This is a genomic window from uncultured Wocania sp. (assembly GCF_964021735.1).
Taxonomy (GTDB): Bacteria; Bacteroidota; Bacteroidia; order Flavobacteriales; family Flavobacteriaceae; genus Wocania_A.
The window spans coordinates 1-18,138 of record NZ_CAXIBN010000055.1; the positions used below are offsets into that span (position 1 = coordinate 1).

An 18,138-nucleotide genomic window follows, 5' to 3' on the forward strand; every position below is an offset into this window, starting at 1 on the left:
ACAAAAGCACTCCCAATAATAGCCCCTTTGGCATATTGCGTAGCTTGAGTAAAAGTTTCATTATTACTTATTCCGAAACCTATAATTTGAGGGTTGCTTAAATTCATATCTGCAATGCGTTTAAAGTACTGTGTTTGCTCATCTCCAAAACCAGATTGAGCCCCTGTAGTACTGGCACTACTAACCATATAAATAAATCCGTTTGAAATAGAGTCAATATACCTAATGCGTTCGTCACTAGTTTGAGGTGTAATTAAGAATACATTTATTAGTCCGTATTTCTCAAAAATAGCTTGATATTCATCATGATACACATCAACAGGTAAGTCGGGAATAATTAAACCATCTATACCTATTTCTTGACATTTTTTACAAAAAGCCTCAACCCCATACTGAAACATAGGATTAAAATAGCCCATTATAATTAGCGGAATACTAACAGTTTTTCTTATATCTTTTAATTGATTAAAAAGAACCTCGGTAGTCATACCATTTTGCAAAGCTTGAGTAGAACTCGCTTGAATAGTTGGGCCATCGGCCAAAGGATCGCTAAAAGGCAAGCCAATTTCAATCATATCAACCCCATTTTTTTCTAAATCTTGAATTATAGAAACGGTATCATTAATACGAGGGTAACCCGCCGTAAAGTATATAGATAATAACTTTTTATGTTCTTGTAATTTGGTTTTAATCCTATTCATTTTTACTTTTTATTTTGGGCGTTACCACAAGGGTCGGGCTTTCACTACTCGCTCCCTCCTGCGTCGGGGAGCTCAAACACGCCGTTCAATCCCTAACGCATTAGTAACCCATTCATTTTATATTTTAAAATAATCTATATAATTCTCTAAATCTTTATCACCACGACCAGATAAACTTACCACAACCACATCATTTGGTTTAAACGTTTTCTGTTCAAAAATAGCTAAAGCGTGCGAACTCTCAATAGCTGGAATGATACCCTCTAATTTACATAATTCTAACCCCGCTTTCATAGCATCATCATCAGTAATAGCCATAAATTGTGCACGCCCAGTTTTACATAAATGCGCATGCATAGGGCCAACACCAGGATAATCTAAACCTGCCGAAATAGAATAAGGTTCGGTAATTTGACCATCTTCAGTTTGCATTAATAAAGTTTTACAACCGTGAATAATGCCCTCTTTACCTAAAACAGATGTTGCCGCACTTTCGCCAGAATTAATACCTAAACCAGCCGCTTCAACAGCAATAATAGTAACATCCTCTTCATGCAAATAATGGTAATATGTTCCAGCAGCATTGCTTCCGCCACCAATACAGGCCACCACATAATCTGGATTCTCTCTACCTTCTTGTTCTTTTAATTGCCATTTAATTTCTTCTGAAATTACCGACTGAAATCTAGTAACCATATCCGGATACGGATGCGGTCCAATAGCAGAGCCAATTATATAATGCGTATTTACGGGGTTATTTATCCAATCTCGAATGGCTTCGTTAGTCGCATCTTTCAACGTACGACTTCCAGACAAAGCAGGAACTACTTTAGCTCCTAACATTTTCATTCTGGCTACGTTGGGTGCTTGTCGTGCAATATCAATTTCACCCATATACACAATACACTCCAGCCCCATTAAAGCACAAACCGTAGCGGTTGCAACACCATGTTGTCCTGCGCCAGTTTCGGCAATAATTCTAGTTTTTCCTAAACGTTTTGCCATAAGAATTTGACCTATGGTATTGTTTATCTTGTGCGCTCCTGTATGGTTTAAATCCTCTCGTTTTAAATATATTTTGGTATTATATTTTTCCGAAAGACGTTTTGCAAAATAGAGTGGAGAAGGCCGACCTACATAATCTTTAAGGAGTTGATTAAATTCTTTTTGAAAACTGGGTTCAGCCATAACCTTCAAATAGTTTTGGCGTAACTCTTCTACATTTGGGTATAGCATTTCTGGAATGAAAGCACCCCCAAATTCGCCGTAGTAGCCTTTTTCGTTAACGTTGTAATTCATTTTTTTTACTTTTCATCATTGCGAAACTTTTTAAAAAAGTTGTGGCAATCTGTTTCTTTTGAAAAGATTACCAAATCGTTTAGCTCCTCGTAATGACGTTGTTTTTAAATTCTTTTAAATCTTCAATATTCTTTAATCCAGGTTCTACTTCAAATTTACTATTCACATCTATAGCGTAACAATATTTTGAGGCTTCACTTTGTTTGAATTTTTTAAGGTCTGCAATTTGTTCTAACCCAATGCCACCACTTAAAAAGAAAGGTTTTGTTGATGGGTAATTATTCAACACATTCCAATCAAACGTATAGCCATTGCCTCCAGGTAATTTTCCTTTGGTGTCGAAAAGAAAGTAATCGCAAACATCTTCATAAGGTTTTAGAATACTGAAATCGAATTCATCTTTAATTGAAAATACTTTGATTATTTCGATTTGATGTGATGCTGAAACGAGTTCAGCATGACGTAATGCATTACAATATTCTGGTGATTCACTACCGTGTAATTGTACTGCTTGTAAATTATGGGTGTTTATTTTTTCTAATACAAAATCTAATTCTGCATCAACAAAAACACCTGTTTTTTTAATTGATTTTGGTATTTCTGGAATCGATTCTACATCAAAATTCCTCGCAGATTTTTCATAAAAAATAAAACCAAGATAGTGCGGTTGCAATGCTGCAACTTCTTCGATGTTGTCTTGGTGTTTCATTCCGCAAATCTTCAGTTTCATCTTCTCGATACTATTTTTTCGTTCCTCAAAAATCACTCAAAGTGACGTTATTTGTTTAATTCAGTTATAAATTTTTCAGCACTTTTTCCAGGATTATTCGTTTTCATAAAGTTTTCACCTATTAAAAAGCCTTGGTAGCCATAAGGTTTTAATTCTTTAATGGCTTCAATATTACTAATACCGCTTTCTGATACTTTTACAAAATCATTTGGAATAAGTTTGCTAAGCGATTTACTCGTTTCTAAGCTAACATCGAATGTTTTTAAGTTTCTATTGTTAACACCTAACATGTCTAGACTTGGCATGATAGATTTATGCAATTCTTCTTCGTTATGAACTTCTAAAAGCACATCGAGATTCAAGCTTTTTGCGAATTCAGAGAATTTCTTGATATCGTTTTTTGATAGAATTGCCGCAATTAAAAGAATAACATCTGCTCCATAAGCTTTTGCTTCTAATAATTGATATTCGTCAATAATGAATTCTTTTCTTAATAAAGGTAGATTGCAACTTGCACGAGCCGTGAGTAAGTCATCTAACGATCCACCAAAATATTTGCCGTCTGTTAAAACAGACATCCCACAAACGCCAGCATTTTCATATCCTTTAGCTACATCTTGAACATTTAATGTGTTATTAATAACAGATTTTGAAGGCGAACGACGTTTGTGTTCTGCAATAATTCCTGAGCTATTTTGTCGTAATTTTTTAGCAAGTGAAATACTTTCTCTTTCAAATAAAACAGATTGCTCTAATTGAGATATAGGGATTAAGCTTTTTCTTAAATTAACTTCAGCGTATTTATCTATAACAATTTTATCTAGAATATTCATTTACTTAATTCAATTAATGTATCTAAACTCTTTTTTGCTTTACCAGAAAGTAACGATTCTTTAGCTAATTCAAAGCCTTCTTTATGACTAATTTGGTTTGTAGTAGCGATTGCTAAACCCGCATTGGCACAAACGACATGATTTTGTGGTTCGGTTCCTTTTCCATTAATAACATTCAAAAATATTTTTGCAGCATCATCAACGGTGTTGCCTCCAAAAATAGATTCTTGCTTTATTTGCGAAATGCCTAAATCTTCAGGTGAAAACATGATTTCAGAATGATTAGAAATCACTTTTGTTTTCCCTGTAAGTGATATTTCATCATAACCATCTAAAGCGTGTACTATGCTATAATTTTTATCGGTTTGCTGGTATAAATAGCCATATAAACGTTGTAATTCTAAATTAAATACACCAACCATTTGGTTTTTTGGAAACGATGGGTTTACCATAGGACCTAACATATTAAAAAACGTTTTCACACCTAATTCTCGACGGATTGGTGCTACGTTTTTCATAGCAGGATGAAATAAAGGTGCGTGTAAAACACAAATACCTGCTTTATCGATAGTACGTTTTAAAAAATCTTCGTTGTTTGAAAATTTAATTCCTAAATGTTCCATAACGTTTGAAGAACCGCAAGCGGAGGACACACCATAATTACCATGTTTAGCAACTTTTATACCTGCTCCGGCAGATACAAAAGAGGATAGTGTAGATATGTTAAAAGTGTCTTTTCCGTCGCCACCAGTGCCGCATAAATCAATAGCATTGAAGTCTTTTAAATCGATGGGGACGCATAACTCTAAAAGGGCATCTCTAAAACCTTGAAGTTCTTCAAGTGTTATACTTCGCATCATAAAAACGGTTAGAAATGAAGCAATTTGACTTTGATTATACATGCCGTTTGAAATATTAACCAAAACTTGTTTTGCTTCTTCGCTTGAGATATTTTCGTGATTTATTAATCTGTTAAGTAATTGTTTCATAGCCTAAGAATTGATCCAATTTTCAAGAATTTGTTTTCCATTTGGAGTTAGTACAGATTCTGGATGATATTGCACGCCTTTTACATCATATTCTCTATGCCGTAAAGACATGACTTGTCCGCTTTCATCAAAAGAAGTGGCTTCTAAGCAATCTGGTAAATTTGGATTAACTACCCATGAGTGGTAACGCCCTACTTTGATATTTTTTTCTAAACCTTTAAATAATGGTTCATCATCAACGGTAATATTTACTTTAGTGGCAACACCATGATAAACTTCATCTAAATTAATGAGTGAACCACCGAAAACTTCACCAATGGCTTGTTGCCCTAAGCAAACACCTAAAATGCTTTTTGTTGGGGCATATTTTTTTATAATGGCTTTTAGTAAACCTGCTTCGTCAGGAATACCAGGGCCTGGAGATAGTACAACTTTGCTGAAAGATTCAACATCTTCTAATAGTAATTTATCGTTTCTAACAACGGTAACATCGCAGTTTAAATCTTCTAAATAATGTACAAGATTGTAAGTAAAACTATCGTAATTATCTATAACTAATACTTTCGTCATCTTTAAATATCTTCAGCTAATTTAATAGCTTTTGTTAATGCTCCTAATTTATTATATACTTCTTGTAGCTCGTTTTCTGGATTAGATTTAGATACTAATCCTGCGCCCGCTTGCCAATGTAGTTTATGATTTTTACTTAAAAAAGTTCGAATCATTATAGCGTGATTAAAGTTGCCTTCAAAATCCATAAACCCAATAGCGCCACCATAAAAAGCACGACTTGTTTTTTCGTATTGCTCTATAAGTTGCATAGCGCGATGCTTTGGCGCACCACTTAAAGTACCGGCAGGAAAAGTGTCTGCAACTACTTGCATGGTTGAAGTTTCTTTATGTTTTTGTCCTGTAACTTTGCTTACCAAATGGATGACATGCGAAAAAAACTGAACCTCTCTATAAGTGTCTACTGTTACATTGTTCCCGTTTCGACTTAAATCATTTCTTGCTAAATCTACCAGCATCACGTGTTCTGCATTTTCTTTATCGTCTACCGCTAATTGTTTTGCTAATTCGGCATCTTTTAAATCATTTCCAGTACGTTTAAATGTACCTGCGATTGGGTGAATTTCTGCTTTTCCTTCGCTAACTATAAGTTGTGCTTCTGGCGAGCTTCCAAATATTTTAAAATTACCATAATCAAAATAGAATAAGTAAGGTGATGGATTTATACTTCGTAAAGCTCTGTATACATTAAACTCATCTCCTTTAAATTCTTGAGCAAAGTTTTTTGATAACACTAATTGAAATACATCACCTCGCGCACAATGTTTCTTTGCTAACTCAACATGGTTTTTATATTCATCGTCTGTTAAGTTTGATGTTATTTCTCCACTAGATTCAAAATTATAAGACGCAAAATTTCTGGCTTTTATTAAATGATCTATTTCATCAATGTTGCTTTCCGTATTAAAACAATGTGCAAAAATATAAGCTTCATTTTTAAAATGATTTATAGCAATGATATTTTGATACACAGCATAATAAACATCAGGAATGTTAATTGAGTTCTCTTTTTTTGAAATCTCAACATCTTCAAAATATCTAACAGCATCATAAGCTATGTAACCAAAAATCCCATTGTTAATAAATTTGAATTTTTCAGAAGTATCAGCTTTAAATCGTTTTGTAAATTGATGAATTTCTTCTGATACCTTAATAGTTTTGTTTATGTTTTTTGATGCCGAACTACCATCAGGAAATGTTTGAGAAATAACTTCATTTTCAACCTTAATTGACGCTATGGGGTTAAAACAGATGTATGAAAAACTATTGTCGTTAGCATGATAATCACTGCTTTCTAATAGAATACTGTTAGGATATTTATCTCTAATTTTAAGATAAATGCTTACAGGGGTAATCGTATCTGCAAGAATTTTTTTGTAATGTGTTGTTAGTTGATACATGTTTTTATATTAAAAAAGGCTTGTCGTGAATGACAAGCCTTTTTGATATTTTAAGTTTTAAATATACTAGGTTTTTACTTCACGAACGTAAGTTTGAAAAGCTCCACCACCAAGTATTATTTAAAATTGTATTCATTTATTTTGTTTTTAACTTGGTCAAATATAGAAATGAAAAAAGTATTACACAAAACTTTAGTTCATTTTTTGCATAAAAGTTTGTTAAACTATAATATTTGCAAGAAACTATTAATTAATTTTATAGGTATGAAATTTAATGTAATATTTATTGCAATACTAATAATATTTAGTTGCGCCAATAAAAGTAAGAAAACTGAAATTGTTATTAAAACTAGTAAAGAGGAAGTTGTTAGTAATAATAATGTTGAAAATTTTGATTTAGAAATTTACGATTATTCAGGTTTTGAAAAATTTTTAAATAAAAAAGACGACAAAGTTTATGTTATTAATTTTTGGGCAACTTGGTGTGCACCTTGTGTAAAAGAGTTGCCACATTTTGAAAAATTAAATGAGTCTTATAAAAACAAAAATGTAGAAGTTATATTGGTAAGTTTAGATTTTCCGCATTTGTACGAAAAAAAATTAAAGCCATTTATAAAAGAGAAGCAATTAAAATCTAAAGTGATTGCTTTAGATGATGCCGATATGAATTCTTGGATACCTAAAGTAGATAAAAGTTGGTCTGGGTCAATACCAGCAACAATAGTTTATAAAAAGAATAATCGCAAATTTTTTGAGCAATCGTTTACTTATGAAGAACTAGAAAAGGAAATAACCCCATTTTTAAAATAAAAACATATGAAAAAAACAATTAAATTAATTTCAGCATTAGTAATTGTGCTAAGCGTAAGTGCTTTTACAATTGCCAGTACAAATATTGATGAGGGCTATAAAATTGGTGATGTGGCTGAAGATTTTTCGCTAAAAAACATCGATGGAAAGATGGTGTCATTAGCAGATTATAAAGACGCAAAAGGCTTCATCGTCATATTTACTTGTAATACTTGTCCTTATGCTGTTATGTACGAAGACAGAATTATAGCCTTAAACAATAAATATGCTAGTAAAGGTTACCCAGTAATTGCTATTATGCCAAATAATACAGTTAAAAAACCAGGTGATAATTTTGATGCCATGAAACAACGTGCAAAAGAGAAAGGATTTACTTTTCCATACTTAATTGATGAAGCACAAAGTGTTTACCCAAAATTTGGAGCCACTAAAACACCTCATGTATTTATTTTACAAAAAGGAGATGGTTTAAACATAGTTGAATATATTGGAGCCATTGATGATAACTACAAAGATGCTTCGGCAGTAAACACTAAGTATGTTGAAGATGCTGTAGATGCAATGCTAAATGGCGAAGAGGTTTCGCCAACCGAAACCAAAGCTATTGGTTGCTCTATTAAAGCTTAAAAAAATGAAATTGATATTTTCGCTTTCGCGGAAATCTAAAAGAATATTAAAATTCGAAGTTTTTATACTTCGGATTTTTTTAGCCTTTATTTAAACAGATGTATTAAATTTGCAATACCAAAAAAGGATTAATTTCAAATTAAAAAAAATGGAACATTTAAGTCAAGAAGAATGGGTGTCGCAATTAGAAAGTGATGATAATGCGGTTATTATTGATGTAAGAACAGTTGATGAGGTAGCCGATGGAATTATTGCTAATGCCATCCATATAGATATTTACAAAGGACAAGAATTTATTAATGAAGTAGAAGCACTTGACAAAGATAAAAACTATTATGTGTACTGTAGATCAGGTAACAGAAGCGGACAAGCTTGTGGTATTATGAATCAACTAGGTTTTGAAAATGCTTATAATCTTGAAGGAGGTATTTTAGAATGGGAAGGCGATCTTGTAGATTTAGATTAAAATAATTAAATGAAACAGTTATTTATTTTAGTAGCATTTTTAGTTGTAACAACAATTATTGTTAGTTGTAATAAAAAATCAAAAAGCGAGGTTAAAGTAGTGTCTGTAGAAGACATGCAAACGCTTTTACAATTAGATAACATACAATTAATTGATGTTAGAACACCAAAAGAATTTAAAGAAGGTCATATAGAAAATGCCCAAAACATAGATTTTTTATCATCTAATTTTGCAGAAAATATTAAAAAATTAGACAAAAATAAACCTTTAATTGTGTACTGCCGTTCAGGAAAAAGAAGCACAAAAAGTATTAAAGAATTACTTGCAGCTGGTTTTACCGAAATATACAATTTAGAAGGCGGAATAATTAAATGGAAACATAAAGGATTTGAAGTAAATACGAATCTTTAAAAGCTCTCAATTTTGAGGGCTTTTTTTATAAAACTATTTAATAACCAAATATTTAGTATATTTGATTCACTCCAAATTGTGAGCCTTCATCTTAAATGATTATATGTCATTTATTATAAACATTAAATTATCCTAAATCATTTTTAATAGCATGCTATATAATAGTTATATAGTTAATTAATCAACCAAATAATTTTAATTATGATTAAAAAAACAATTTCAGTAATAGCTGTTATTGCTATGGTTTTTAGCACCACGGTAACAGTAAATGCCCAAGAAAACAAATCGTATACTATGTGGGAAAACATTTTGTTAACTCCTGATAATACTAAATTAAAAGTGTTATCAGAAAATATGAGGAAACATAATGCACAATACCATAAAAAAGCGCCTTACACAGCAACCGTTTATAATATAGTTTCTGGACCCAATTCAGGAAAAATTATATGGCAAATGGGACCAATGCATTATAAACATAATGATACGCGCCCAAGCGAAGGAGGACATGATGAAGATTGGAGAGATAACGTAATGCCATACATAAAAAAGATAAATACCATTGAGTATTGGACACAAGACGACAAATTATCTAATACCAGTATGTTAAAAGGAGAAGGTATAAATTACCCGCTTTTATTTGTGAGGGTTGGTGAGATTGAAAAGGATCAAGTCTCATCGGTAAATCAATTTTATAAATATGTAAGTGAAACTGTTAAAGCTATGGAAGGCGTTAATCCTTGGGGTCTGTACTTTAATGAGTTTAGACAGGGTAATTTAGGGCGTCATGTGGCTTCGGTAGGTTTTTATAAAAATTGGACAGCATTTGACGAAGAAGAAAATAATTTTAAGAAAACTTTTGAAAAAGTACACGGAGAAGAAAATTGGCAAATGTTTATAGATATGGCTAATAGAACTTTCTCAAATTCTTGGGATGAAATATGGTCATATAATAAACATATGAGCGGTCATTAATATAAATTTATAAGAAGGCTATAATCTACTTTAAAAAAAACCTTTGATGCTTTTACGCATTTCAAAGGTTTTTTTTGCTTAATAATTCTTTCAACTACTTTTTGAGTACTTTAGCTTTTTTATTTTTAAGCATAGTTCTTTTTTTATATTTTTATTCAAAATAAGCTGAATATTAGCATTTAATAAACAACCTAAGAGAACAAGTTATGGAAAACGGCTTTGTAATATTATCAATAATAGCATTATTGTTTTTAAGTATATATGGATATACTTATGGTTCTGTTGCTTTAGCAAAAATTAAACAAAGGAAAGCAGAAAAGAAAGAAATGATGCTTGAAGAAATGAAGCTTGAAGAAAGAAAAAGAAAACAAGCCTTAAGAGATGAAAAGCTAAGAAAGCAAAATAAAAGACGCGAAGAAATTAAGCATGAGCTTAAATTGCTTGAAGAAATGAAGCTTAATAATGATAAGTTGAATAAACTTCGAGTTGAAAAAATGAAAAAGAAACAAGTAAGCTAATATCATTTTTTTTATAATATAAAGAAACCCTAGTAAAATTTTTACTAGGGTTTCTTGTTTTGATTGATTAAATTAATTGGTTGGTTTTACTGTTTTCTAACACTACCAGATGAGCTCTTATTTTTATTTACTTTTTCTGGGTTACCATAATATTTTATATCACCACCACTAGTTGCTTTAGCCGTAAGTTCTTTAACTGTGTTTACGCTAATATCTGCACCACTTGTAGCTTTAACTTGACTAGATTCTGAAATTAGATTTGATGCTTTAATATCGCTCCCACTTGTAGCTTCTGCAATTAACTTTTCTGTTTTACCAGACAATCTTAAATCGCTACCACTAGTAGATTTACATTCTAATATCGATGTGTTTACTTCTAGTTTCATATCACTTCCGCTAGTAGAATTTAGTTTTAAGTGATTCGCAGTAATGGTATTTGTTGAATATACATCGCTCCCACTTGTTGAGGTAATTGCAGAAATATCTTTAAAACTTACCATTACTTTTTTAGCAGTGGCGTTACCAATATTCTCGCTTGTGTGAATTTTTAAAACACCTTCAATTACTTCGGTTAAAATAAGTTCATGTAAATTTTCATCAGCTTCAATGCTTATGCTTTCGCTATTACTTTGTGTTAAATATACATCCAAACCTTCGGTAGCTTTAATCGCAGAAAATGGTTCACTAATAATTCTTTCTTGAGTTTTTACATTGCCATTACCACGAACACCAGAGTTCATGTTTATATCAAAGTTGCAAGAAAACAAGGTTAAGCTTAATAGTGTGGCTACGATAATTTTAGTTAGTGTTGTCATAATTGTTTGTTTTTTGATGATTTTATATATTCAAATATCTACATTGCTTAAAACAATTTTAAACTTAAATACCTGAATTGTTGTTTTTTAATGATGAATTGTTTTATTCATTTTTAGATTTTATTGAAATGCCATCACCATCAATATTAACATTAACAGCGTCTCCGTTTGCTTTTACTCCAGTTTTATCAATTTTTAAACTAGCACTGTCAACAGTTACTTTTAATCCTTTTTCATTTATTTTTAAGCTGGAGTTTTCATCTTTTAAATCCACCTCTACTTTATAATCTTCTTCTTCTTCTTCAACAGGACAGTCTAAACATTCAATATCATCTTCTAAGATTTTTAAATATTGATTGGTGTCATTATGAGTAACAATAGTTCCGTGGTAATTTCTGTAATAGAAAAACGAACTTGAGTTTTTATCACATTTTAAAACTGAACCCTCAGGCAAGTATAAAGTAAGTCTTACTTCTTGATCGCTATATTTATTTTTAGTGTCTGTTGTAAAATAAGAATCCATAAGCAACTCATTATCTTTAAGGGCATAATTATAATTGATGTTTTTAGCGCGTTCAATCGCTTTATCATAATCCCTTCCATCAGCACTTTTTGTTATACTTATTGTTGCTAACGAATCGGTTGTCGATTTAACAATAATGGCAACATCCGATGAATAAATGGTTTTTTCACCATTTTCATTATGCGCTACTTTAAAATTATTACTATGTCTGTTAATGTAATCTGTGTAAAGATCGTTTCCAACCATTTTTAAATTAATAGTGTCGTTTGCAGTAATATTTAGTTCCTTTTTTTCTACTACAGCTTCATCAAAAGCATGTTCGCTCGCTTGTCTAACGCCTATAACTACCAATCCAATAATAGATATTAGCCACACACCTAAAAGAGTGAATTTAGCAATACTTCCAATCGATTTTAAATTGTTTATTAGAATTTTTAATCCTAAGTAGAATAGGAAAAAGAATGGAATTCCAACAGTGAAAAATGTTAATAGTGATACTAACCAAATAGGTGTATTTCCAGCATTTACAATTTCTACAAGATCAAGACCTGGTAAATGAATAACATCTACAACACCTAAAGAAAGCAACGTTACTATTAATGCAATAAGCGTAACTGCACCGATAAAAATTAAAAGAATACCTATAAATTTTGCAAAAACTTTAAAGAAAAACATAATCACTTCTCCAATAGTATCAAAAAAGGTTCTTGATGATGATTTTATTTTACTGCCATGCTTTTGAAAATCTACTTTTTTTGCAGCAACTGAAACTGAATCGCTCACATTTTTAGCAGCACCCGAAACAGAATCTGTTACATTTTTTGCGACATCGGTTACAGTTTCAGAAACATTTTCAAAGCCGTCTTTTATTTTTTTTTCAATGTTACTAATGTTAACAGGTTCACCTGTCATCATTATTTTTTCTGAGGTCGTTTTGGCTTCTGGAACTAAAATCCAAAGTAAAATGTATAAAAGAATTCCAGTTCCAGCTCCAAATATTAAAACAATCCAAGCTAAACGCACCCAAAGCACATCAATACCAAAGTAGTGTCCTAATCCAGACGATACACCTCCAATATACGAGTTGTCGGTATCTCTAAATAATTTTTTTGAAGGTGCCGTTTTTCTTTTATAACTAGATTGTGGCTCATCTTCAAAAATCTCGTCATCTACCAAATAATCTTCAGGTTGCCCCATTATGGTAATCACTTCGTCTACCTCTTTTATGCGGATGACTTGTTTATCGTTTTGCACGCGTTCGTTAAAGAGTTCTGCTATACGAGCTTCAATGTCTGATATAATTTCAGATCGACCTTGAGAGTCTGTAAATGAACGTTTTATAGCCTCAAGATAGCGTTGTAGTTTTAAGTATGCATCTTCATCAATATGAAAAAATATACCTGCTAAATTTATGTTGACTGTTTTATTCATTTCTTTGTAGTTTTTTGGCTTGTTACTATAGTTACTGCGTTGTGTAATTCGCTCCAGGTGGTGTTCAATTCTTTTAAAAACAATTTACCTGTTTCGGTTAATCCGTAATATTTACGCGGTGGTCCAGAGGTCGATTCTTCCCATCTGTAATTTAAAAGACCTGCGTTTTTAAGTCGTGTAAGTAAAGGGTAAATAGTCCCTTCTACAACAAGCAACTTAGCATCTTTTAGGGTGCTTAAAATTTCTGCTACATAAGCATCGTCATCTTTTAAGACTGATAGTATGCAGAATTCTAAAACCCCTTTTCGCATTTGTGCTTTTGTGTTTTCTATCTTCATAGTGTCATTCGTTTAATATTGTGAAACTGTTCATTTTTTGATTGATTTGATGATTTATTATTGATGAAATTTTTACTCTAATTTATACTTTGGGTATTCCCTAAATTTCGGGCTTTACACTGCAATCTCTAACACGGATTAATTCGCCATTTTAATATTCATTTTGCAGCTATAATTCTATTTTAAAAAGTTAATGGTTAAAGGATAATTATATATTTCGCCATCTCTCGCTTTTAAACTAGCTATTACAATAAAAACGAGTTCTAAAATAAAACCTATTATAGCAAAAGCACCTAAAGCGCCTCCTATATAAAGTAATGGTGATGGTTTGCCAATATTAATATGAAAATCATGGAAACCATTAAAGTCAATAAAGTCCAGACCGCTAAAAATTTTAAAAATAAAAAATGGAATAGTTAAGGTTCCTAAAATAACGGCATATAATAAAATACTTATCTGAAAATTAATAGCTTGTTTGCCATGTGTATCTATAAACTCAGATTTATCTTTATTAGTAACCCATAATATTATAGGACCAATAAAGTTTCCAAACGGAATTATAAATCTACTAAAGGTTGATAAATGAATAAATGTAGCGATGTTTTTTTGATGATTGTCTAGCATAATTTTAAAACATATAATAGTTTCTTATACAAATATATGTCTAAAAGAAGGTATTATGTTACGCATAGTACTAAAAATTAACAAAATTTTAACAAATTGAAATGTCAATTATTTTCGATAATTTTGGTAAAATTCAATTTATAATGAAGTTAACACCTAGTAAAATAAACACATTCAATATGTTTAAACTGCCTGCGGTTTATATAATGGGTGTTAGAGTTAAATCTATTAATAATAAGGCTTGTATAGTAACTGTTAAACATAGATGGATAAATCAAAACCCATTCAAATCCTTATTTTGGGCGGTACAAGGTATGGCTGCAGAACTTACAACCGGAGCTATAGTTATGGCAAAAATTGCAGAAAGCGGTAAAAAAATATCGATGTTGGTAACCACCAATAACGCCACATTTACTAAAAAAGCAACAGGCAAAATAACATTTGTTTGTAACGATGGCGAGTTAATAGATAACGCATTACAAAAAACCATAGAAACTGGCGAAGGGCAAACCATTTGGATGAAATCTGTTGGAACAAATAAAGAAGGAGTAGTTGTTTCAACGTTTAATTTCGAGTGGAGTGTTAAAGTGAAACAGTAAACAGTGTTCAATATCAGTATTCAGTTACTTATGCTAAAAATTAGGATGTTATAGTTTATAAAAAAAACTCAGTATGTCTCAGTGTAAACTCTGAAAAATAAATTTTAACACCGATTGATATTAAAAAAAACTTTGTAACAAAACGTTAAACAAATCAACATATAAACGAATCAACAAAAAGCACAAAAAATGACAGCACACGAAATAGATTATAGAATTTACGGCGAGGAAATGCAATATGTAGAAATTGAACTCGACCCACAAGAAGGCGTTGTAGCCGAAGCAGGAAGTTTTATGATGATGGACGATGGTATTAAAATGGAAACTATTTTTGGTGATGGCTCACAAAAAGATACTGGGTTTTTAGGTAAAATATTAGGTGCAGGAAAACGCATACTTACGGGAGAGAGTTTATTTATGACCGCTTTTTATAACGATTTGGTTGGTAAACGAAATGTGTCTTTCGCATCGCCGTATCCTGGAAAAATTATACCAATTGACTTAACCGAATTTGGCGGAAAATTTATTTGCCAAAAAGATGCCTTTTTATGCGCTGCAAAAGGGGTAAGTGTAGGTATAGAGTTTTCAAAAAAGTTAGGTCGCGGATTATTTGGTGGCGAAGGGTTTATCATGCAAAAACTAGAAGGTGATGGTATGGCGTTTGTACACGCTGGTGGTACAATGGCTAGAAAAGAATTACAAGCAGGAGAAACATTACGAGTAGATACAGGTTGTATTGTAGGTTTCGATCAAACCGTAGATTATGATATCGAATTTGTTGGTGGTATAAAAAATACGGTGTTTGGAGGCGAAGGTTTGTTTTTTGCTAAACTTCAAGGACCAGGAACAGTATATATACAGTCGTTACCATTTAGTAGATTAGCTGGTCGTGTTTTAGCATCGGCTCCAAGGTCAGGAGGGAAGAGTAAGGGAGAAGGTAGTATACTTGGAGGGTTAGGAGATTTATTGGATGGGGACAATAAGTTTTAAGTGTTAAATTTTCTTTAATTTGAAAAAGCAATACAATTTTTTACTAACTTTAAATGTTTAATAAAATATATAAGCCTATACACAAATCTACTTTTAATTTAAACCAAAATCCTAATAGTAATTATGGCAAGAGCAATGCTAGAGTATACTAAAACTGTACTTAAAAAAGTTAGTTTTGATACTACGTTGTTTTGCAAAGAAGTACAAAAGGCAGTAAGTAGATTACTACCTTACGAGATTGAAGAGCTTAAAATTTTTATTCATTCTCTAGTGCTGCAGAACCCAGAATTAAATCAATGTTTAATCTATTTAAAAGCATAAAAAAAAGCGACCATTGGTCGCTTTTTTAGTTTTATTTATTAGGAATAGGGCTTATAATTTCGACATTTTGAAAAGCAATAGCACCCCGAATAATCCCAGAAATAACATCTTGTAAAGCTTCGATAATCTGTATTTTCAACTCATTTTTATGGTATATTAAACTAACCTCTCTTGCAGGAGGCGGGGCATTAAAATGATGCAAGTTTTCCTTTTCCTTTTCTTTTATGTCTAACGTGTGTAAATAAGGTAAAAGCGTCATGCCTAAGCCTTCGTTTGATAATTTTATAAGTGTTTCAATGCTACCGCTTTCTAATTGAAACTGATCGTCTGTATGATTTTTAAAAGCCTTACAAAGATTAATTACGCCATCTCTAAAACAATGCCCATCTTCAAGAAGTAACATATCGCTTATATCTAAATCTGATACACTAATTTTTTTATTAGAATGCAGACGATGACTTTTAGGAATATAACTTACAAAAGGTTCAAAATAAAGTACGCGTTCTTTAATCGTTTCATTTTCAAGTGGAGTTGCAGCTATGGCTGCATCTAAATGCCCTTCAGTAATACGTTCAATAATTTCTTCAGTAGTTAACTCTTCAATTTTAAGTTTTACTTTTGGGTGTTTTTTTATAAAAGATTTTAAAAACATAGGTAATAAAGTAGGCATGATGGTTGGAATAATCCCCAACTTAAACTCACCGCCAATAAACCCTTTTTGTTGATCTACAATATCCTGAATTCTATAGGATTCGTTAACAATATTTCTAGCTTGGGTTACAATTTTTTTACCAATTTCGGTAAGTTCAATAGGCTTTTTACTTCTATCGAATATTTGTACACCTAGTTGATCTTCAAGCTTTTGAATTTGCATACTCAGCGTAGGTTGTGTAACAAAACATTTTTCTGCGGCTTTGGTAAAATTTTGGTTTTCGGCTACTGCTAAAACGTAATATAATTGTGTAATTGTCATAAGTATCAATTTAGACTATAAAAATATAAAAACTATCAATAAAACTTATTAAAAGGTCTGTTAATTATAAATTAAATTTGTAGTAAATAAAAAATCAATATAAAAATGGCATACAATAGTATAGGTTTAAGCACCTCAAAAACAAAAGATTTGGCAAATGATTTGAATCATTTATTAGCAAATTTTCAAATATATTATCAGAATTTAAGAGGTATACATTGGAATATTAAAGGGAAACGTTTTTTTGACTTGCACGTTAAGTTTGAAGAATTGTATACTGATGCTAATATGAAAGTAGATGAAATAGCGGAACGTATTTTAACTTTAGGCGAAACTCCTTTGCATACGTTTGAAGATTATTCGGCAAAAGCTAAGGTGAAAGTAGGTAAAAATATTTCTGAAGATGATAAAGCAGTACGATTAATAGTAGATTCATTAGCAGAGCTTTTAAAAATTGAGAGATCTATTTTAGATAAATCGGGTGATGCTAATGATGAAGGTACAAACTCGATGATGAGTGATTTTATAACCGAGCAAGAAAAAACAGTTTGGATGATGAAAGCTTGGTTAAACGAAACAGTATAGTTTTTAAGTTTGGTTGGTTAGTTTTTTTAAAAGCGACTTATAGGTTACACCAAGTAACTTGTAAGTCGCTTTATTTATTCTGATACTAGAATATAATATTCATATCTAAATCTTCAGCTTTAAATTCAAACTTTGCTGAAGCAAATTCTGGAGGACCAAAACTCATCGGGTTGTTAGACATTCCATACGATTCTTTTGGCATACCGTTGTCTTCAAAATCCATTCTATTATTTTCGTTTTCATCGTGTAGTGCCATAATCGCATAAGTTCCAGGTTCAACATTTTTAAAAGTAACTGTTATTTTTCCGTCAACAATTTTGCTTTGTACGTTTTTAATACCCGGACCTTTCATAAAGGTGTTTTCTGTGTGTAATGATAGCACCACGTTACCCTTGTTGTTTTTAATGTTTTGAATGGTAACAGTAATTGTTTTTCCTTCTGAATTTTCTTGAGCTTGTGTTAGAGTAATTGTAAATAATAAACTGATGATTAGTGATAGTGTCTTCATGATTTTCTGGTTTTAATGATTTAACACTTCAAATATCTAATACAAAAGCATGTTTTAATAATTGTAGTTACTCAACTGTAGATTTTAAATGATGAATTGTTTTTT

General features: G+C 31.5%; 23 protein-coding genes. 10 read left to right on the top strand and 13 right to left on the bottom strand.

What is annotated here, in order from left to right; all coding sequences use genetic code 11:
- The 7 genes from trpA to AADI82_RS06665 form a co-directional block, all read right to left on the bottom strand.
- A partial coding sequence (trpA, locus tag AADI82_RS06635; protein ID WP_341215664.1) for a tryptophan synthase subunit alpha occupies nt 1-701 on the bottom strand: 701 nt, incomplete at its 3' end.
- Between the two features lie 117 nt (nt 702-818).
- Nucleotides 819-2,000, bottom strand: a complete 1,182-nt coding sequence (gene trpB, locus AADI82_RS06640; RefSeq protein WP_341215665.1) for a tryptophan synthase subunit beta — start codon at nt 1,998-2,000, stop codon at nt 819-821.
- A 79-nt stretch (nt 2,001-2,079) separates the two neighbouring features.
- Complete coding sequence (locus AADI82_RS06645) at nt 2,080-2,730, bottom strand: phosphoribosylanthranilate isomerase (protein ID WP_341215666.1); 651 nt, start codon at nt 2,728-2,730, stop codon at nt 2,080-2,082.
- Nucleotides 2,731-2,777: 47 nt separating this feature from the next.
- Complete coding sequence (gene trpC / locus AADI82_RS06650) at nt 2,778-3,563, bottom strand: indole-3-glycerol phosphate synthase TrpC (RefSeq protein WP_341215667.1); 786 nt, start codon at nt 3,561-3,563, stop codon at nt 2,778-2,780.
- The gene (gene trpD / locus AADI82_RS06655; protein WP_341215668.1) at nt 3,560-4,552 is read right to left on the bottom strand and encodes an anthranilate phosphoribosyltransferase; all 993 of its coding nucleotides are present in this window, start codon (nt 4,550-4,552) and stop codon (nt 3,560-3,562) included. Before trpD ends, trpC begins: the two co-directional genes overlap by 4 nt.
- A 3-nt stretch (nt 4,553-4,555) precedes the next feature.
- A complete protein-coding gene (locus AADI82_RS06660) occupies nt 4,556-5,122 on the bottom strand; it encodes an aminodeoxychorismate/anthranilate synthase component II (protein WP_341215669.1) in 567 nt (188 codons plus the stop codon).
- A 2-nt stretch (nt 5,123-5,124) separates the two neighbouring features.
- Entirely contained in the window at nt 5,125-6,522 is a 1,398-nt protein-coding gene (locus AADI82_RS06665; RefSeq protein ID WP_341215670.1) for an anthranilate synthase component I family protein, read from the bottom strand.
- 264 nt (nt 6,523-6,786) lie between these two features.
- On the opposite strand from AADI82_RS06665, the gene AADI82_RS06670 reads away from it, so the two are divergent.
- From AADI82_RS06670 to AADI82_RS06695, 6 genes are all read left to right on the top strand, one after another.
- Nucleotides 6,787-7,332: a TlpA disulfide reductase family protein gene (locus AADI82_RS06670; RefSeq protein WP_341215671.1), complete on the top strand. Its 546-nt coding sequence runs from the start codon at nt 6,787-6,789 to the stop codon at nt 7,330-7,332.
- A 6-nt stretch (nt 7,333-7,338) separates the two neighbouring features.
- Entirely contained in the window at nt 7,339-7,959 is a 621-nt protein-coding gene (locus tag AADI82_RS06675; protein WP_341215672.1) for a thioredoxin family protein, read from the top strand.
- 148 nt (nt 7,960-8,107) lie between these two features.
- Nucleotides 8,108-8,425 (top strand): rhodanese-like domain-containing protein, encoded by a 318-nt coding sequence (locus AADI82_RS06680; RefSeq protein WP_034043803.1) that lies wholly within the window; start codon nt 8,108-8,110, stop codon nt 8,423-8,425.
- A 9-nt stretch (nt 8,426-8,434) separates the two neighbouring features.
- Nucleotides 8,435-8,836: a rhodanese-like domain-containing protein gene (locus AADI82_RS06685; protein ID WP_341215673.1), complete on the top strand. Its 402-nt coding sequence runs from the start codon at nt 8,435-8,437 to the stop codon at nt 8,834-8,836.
- A gap of 201 nt (nt 8,837-9,037) precedes the next feature.
- Complete coding sequence (locus tag AADI82_RS06690; RefSeq protein WP_341215674.1) at nt 9,038-9,808, top strand: hypothetical protein; 771 nt, start codon at nt 9,038-9,040, stop codon at nt 9,806-9,808.
- A 206-nt stretch (nt 9,809-10,014) separates the two neighbouring features.
- A complete protein-coding gene (locus AADI82_RS06695) occupies nt 10,015-10,326 on the top strand; it encodes a hypothetical protein (RefSeq protein ID WP_341215675.1) in 312 nt (103 codons plus the stop codon).
- An 86-nt stretch (nt 10,327-10,412) separates the two neighbouring features.
- Here AADI82_RS06695 and AADI82_RS06700 read toward each other — a convergent pair whose 3' ends face one another.
- From AADI82_RS06700 to AADI82_RS06715, 4 genes are all read right to left on the bottom strand, one after another.
- On the bottom strand, nt 10,413-11,141 hold the full coding sequence (locus AADI82_RS06700; protein ID WP_341215676.1) for a head GIN domain-containing protein: 729 nt from the start codon (nt 11,139-11,141) through the stop codon (nt 10,413-10,415).
- A 103-nt stretch (nt 11,142-11,244) separates the two neighbouring features.
- Nucleotides 11,245-13,095, bottom strand: a complete 1,851-nt coding sequence (locus tag AADI82_RS06705) for a PspC domain-containing protein (protein ID WP_341215677.1) — start codon at nt 13,093-13,095, stop codon at nt 11,245-11,247.
- A complete protein-coding gene (locus AADI82_RS06710; protein ID WP_311941389.1) occupies nt 13,092-13,433 on the bottom strand; it encodes a PadR family transcriptional regulator in 342 nt (113 codons plus the stop codon). The genes AADI82_RS06705 and AADI82_RS06710 overlap by 4 nt, the downstream gene beginning before the upstream one ends.
- Nucleotides 13,434-13,610: 177 nt before the next feature.
- Nucleotides 13,611-14,057 (bottom strand): DUF4870 domain-containing protein, encoded by a 447-nt coding sequence (locus AADI82_RS06715; RefSeq protein WP_341215678.1) that lies wholly within the window; start codon nt 14,055-14,057, stop codon nt 13,611-13,613.
- Nucleotides 14,058-14,200: 143 nt separating this feature from the next.
- On the opposite strand from AADI82_RS06715, the gene AADI82_RS06720 reads away from it, so the two are divergent.
- The 3 genes from AADI82_RS06720 (at nt 14,201) to AADI82_RS06730 (ending at nt 15,967) form a co-directional block, all read left to right on the top strand.
- On the top strand, nt 14,201-14,656 hold the full coding sequence (locus tag AADI82_RS06720) for a DUF4442 domain-containing protein (RefSeq protein ID WP_341215683.1): 456 nt from the start codon (nt 14,201-14,203) through the stop codon (nt 14,654-14,656).
- Between the two features lie 189 nt (nt 14,657-14,845).
- Entirely contained in the window at nt 14,846-15,646 is an 801-nt protein-coding gene (locus tag AADI82_RS06725; protein WP_341215679.1) for a TIGR00266 family protein, read from the top strand.
- A 123-nt stretch (nt 15,647-15,769) separates the two neighbouring features.
- Nucleotides 15,770-15,967 (top strand): hypothetical protein, encoded by a 198-nt coding sequence (locus tag AADI82_RS06730; protein ID WP_034043833.1) that lies wholly within the window; start codon nt 15,770-15,772, stop codon nt 15,965-15,967.
- Nucleotides 15,968-15,998: 31 nt separating this feature from the next.
- Here the strand turns inward: AADI82_RS06730 and AADI82_RS06735 are convergent, their stop codons facing one another.
- Entirely contained in the window at nt 15,999-16,940 is a 942-nt protein-coding gene (locus tag AADI82_RS06735) for a LysR substrate-binding domain-containing protein (protein ID WP_341215680.1), read from the bottom strand.
- Between the two features lie 105 nt (nt 16,941-17,045).
- Here AADI82_RS06735 and AADI82_RS06740 point away from each other — a divergent pair, with 105 nt between their 5' ends.
- Entirely contained in the window at nt 17,046-17,525 is a 480-nt protein-coding gene (locus tag AADI82_RS06740; RefSeq protein ID WP_341215681.1) for a Dps family protein, read from the top strand.
- A gap of 85 nt (nt 17,526-17,610) precedes the next feature.
- Here AADI82_RS06740 and AADI82_RS06745 read toward each other — a convergent pair whose 3' ends face one another.
- Nucleotides 17,611-18,033 (bottom strand): DUF2141 domain-containing protein, encoded by a 423-nt coding sequence (locus AADI82_RS06745; protein WP_341215682.1) that lies wholly within the window; start codon nt 18,031-18,033, stop codon nt 17,611-17,613.
- Between the last annotated feature and the right edge of the window lie 105 nt (nt 18,034-18,138).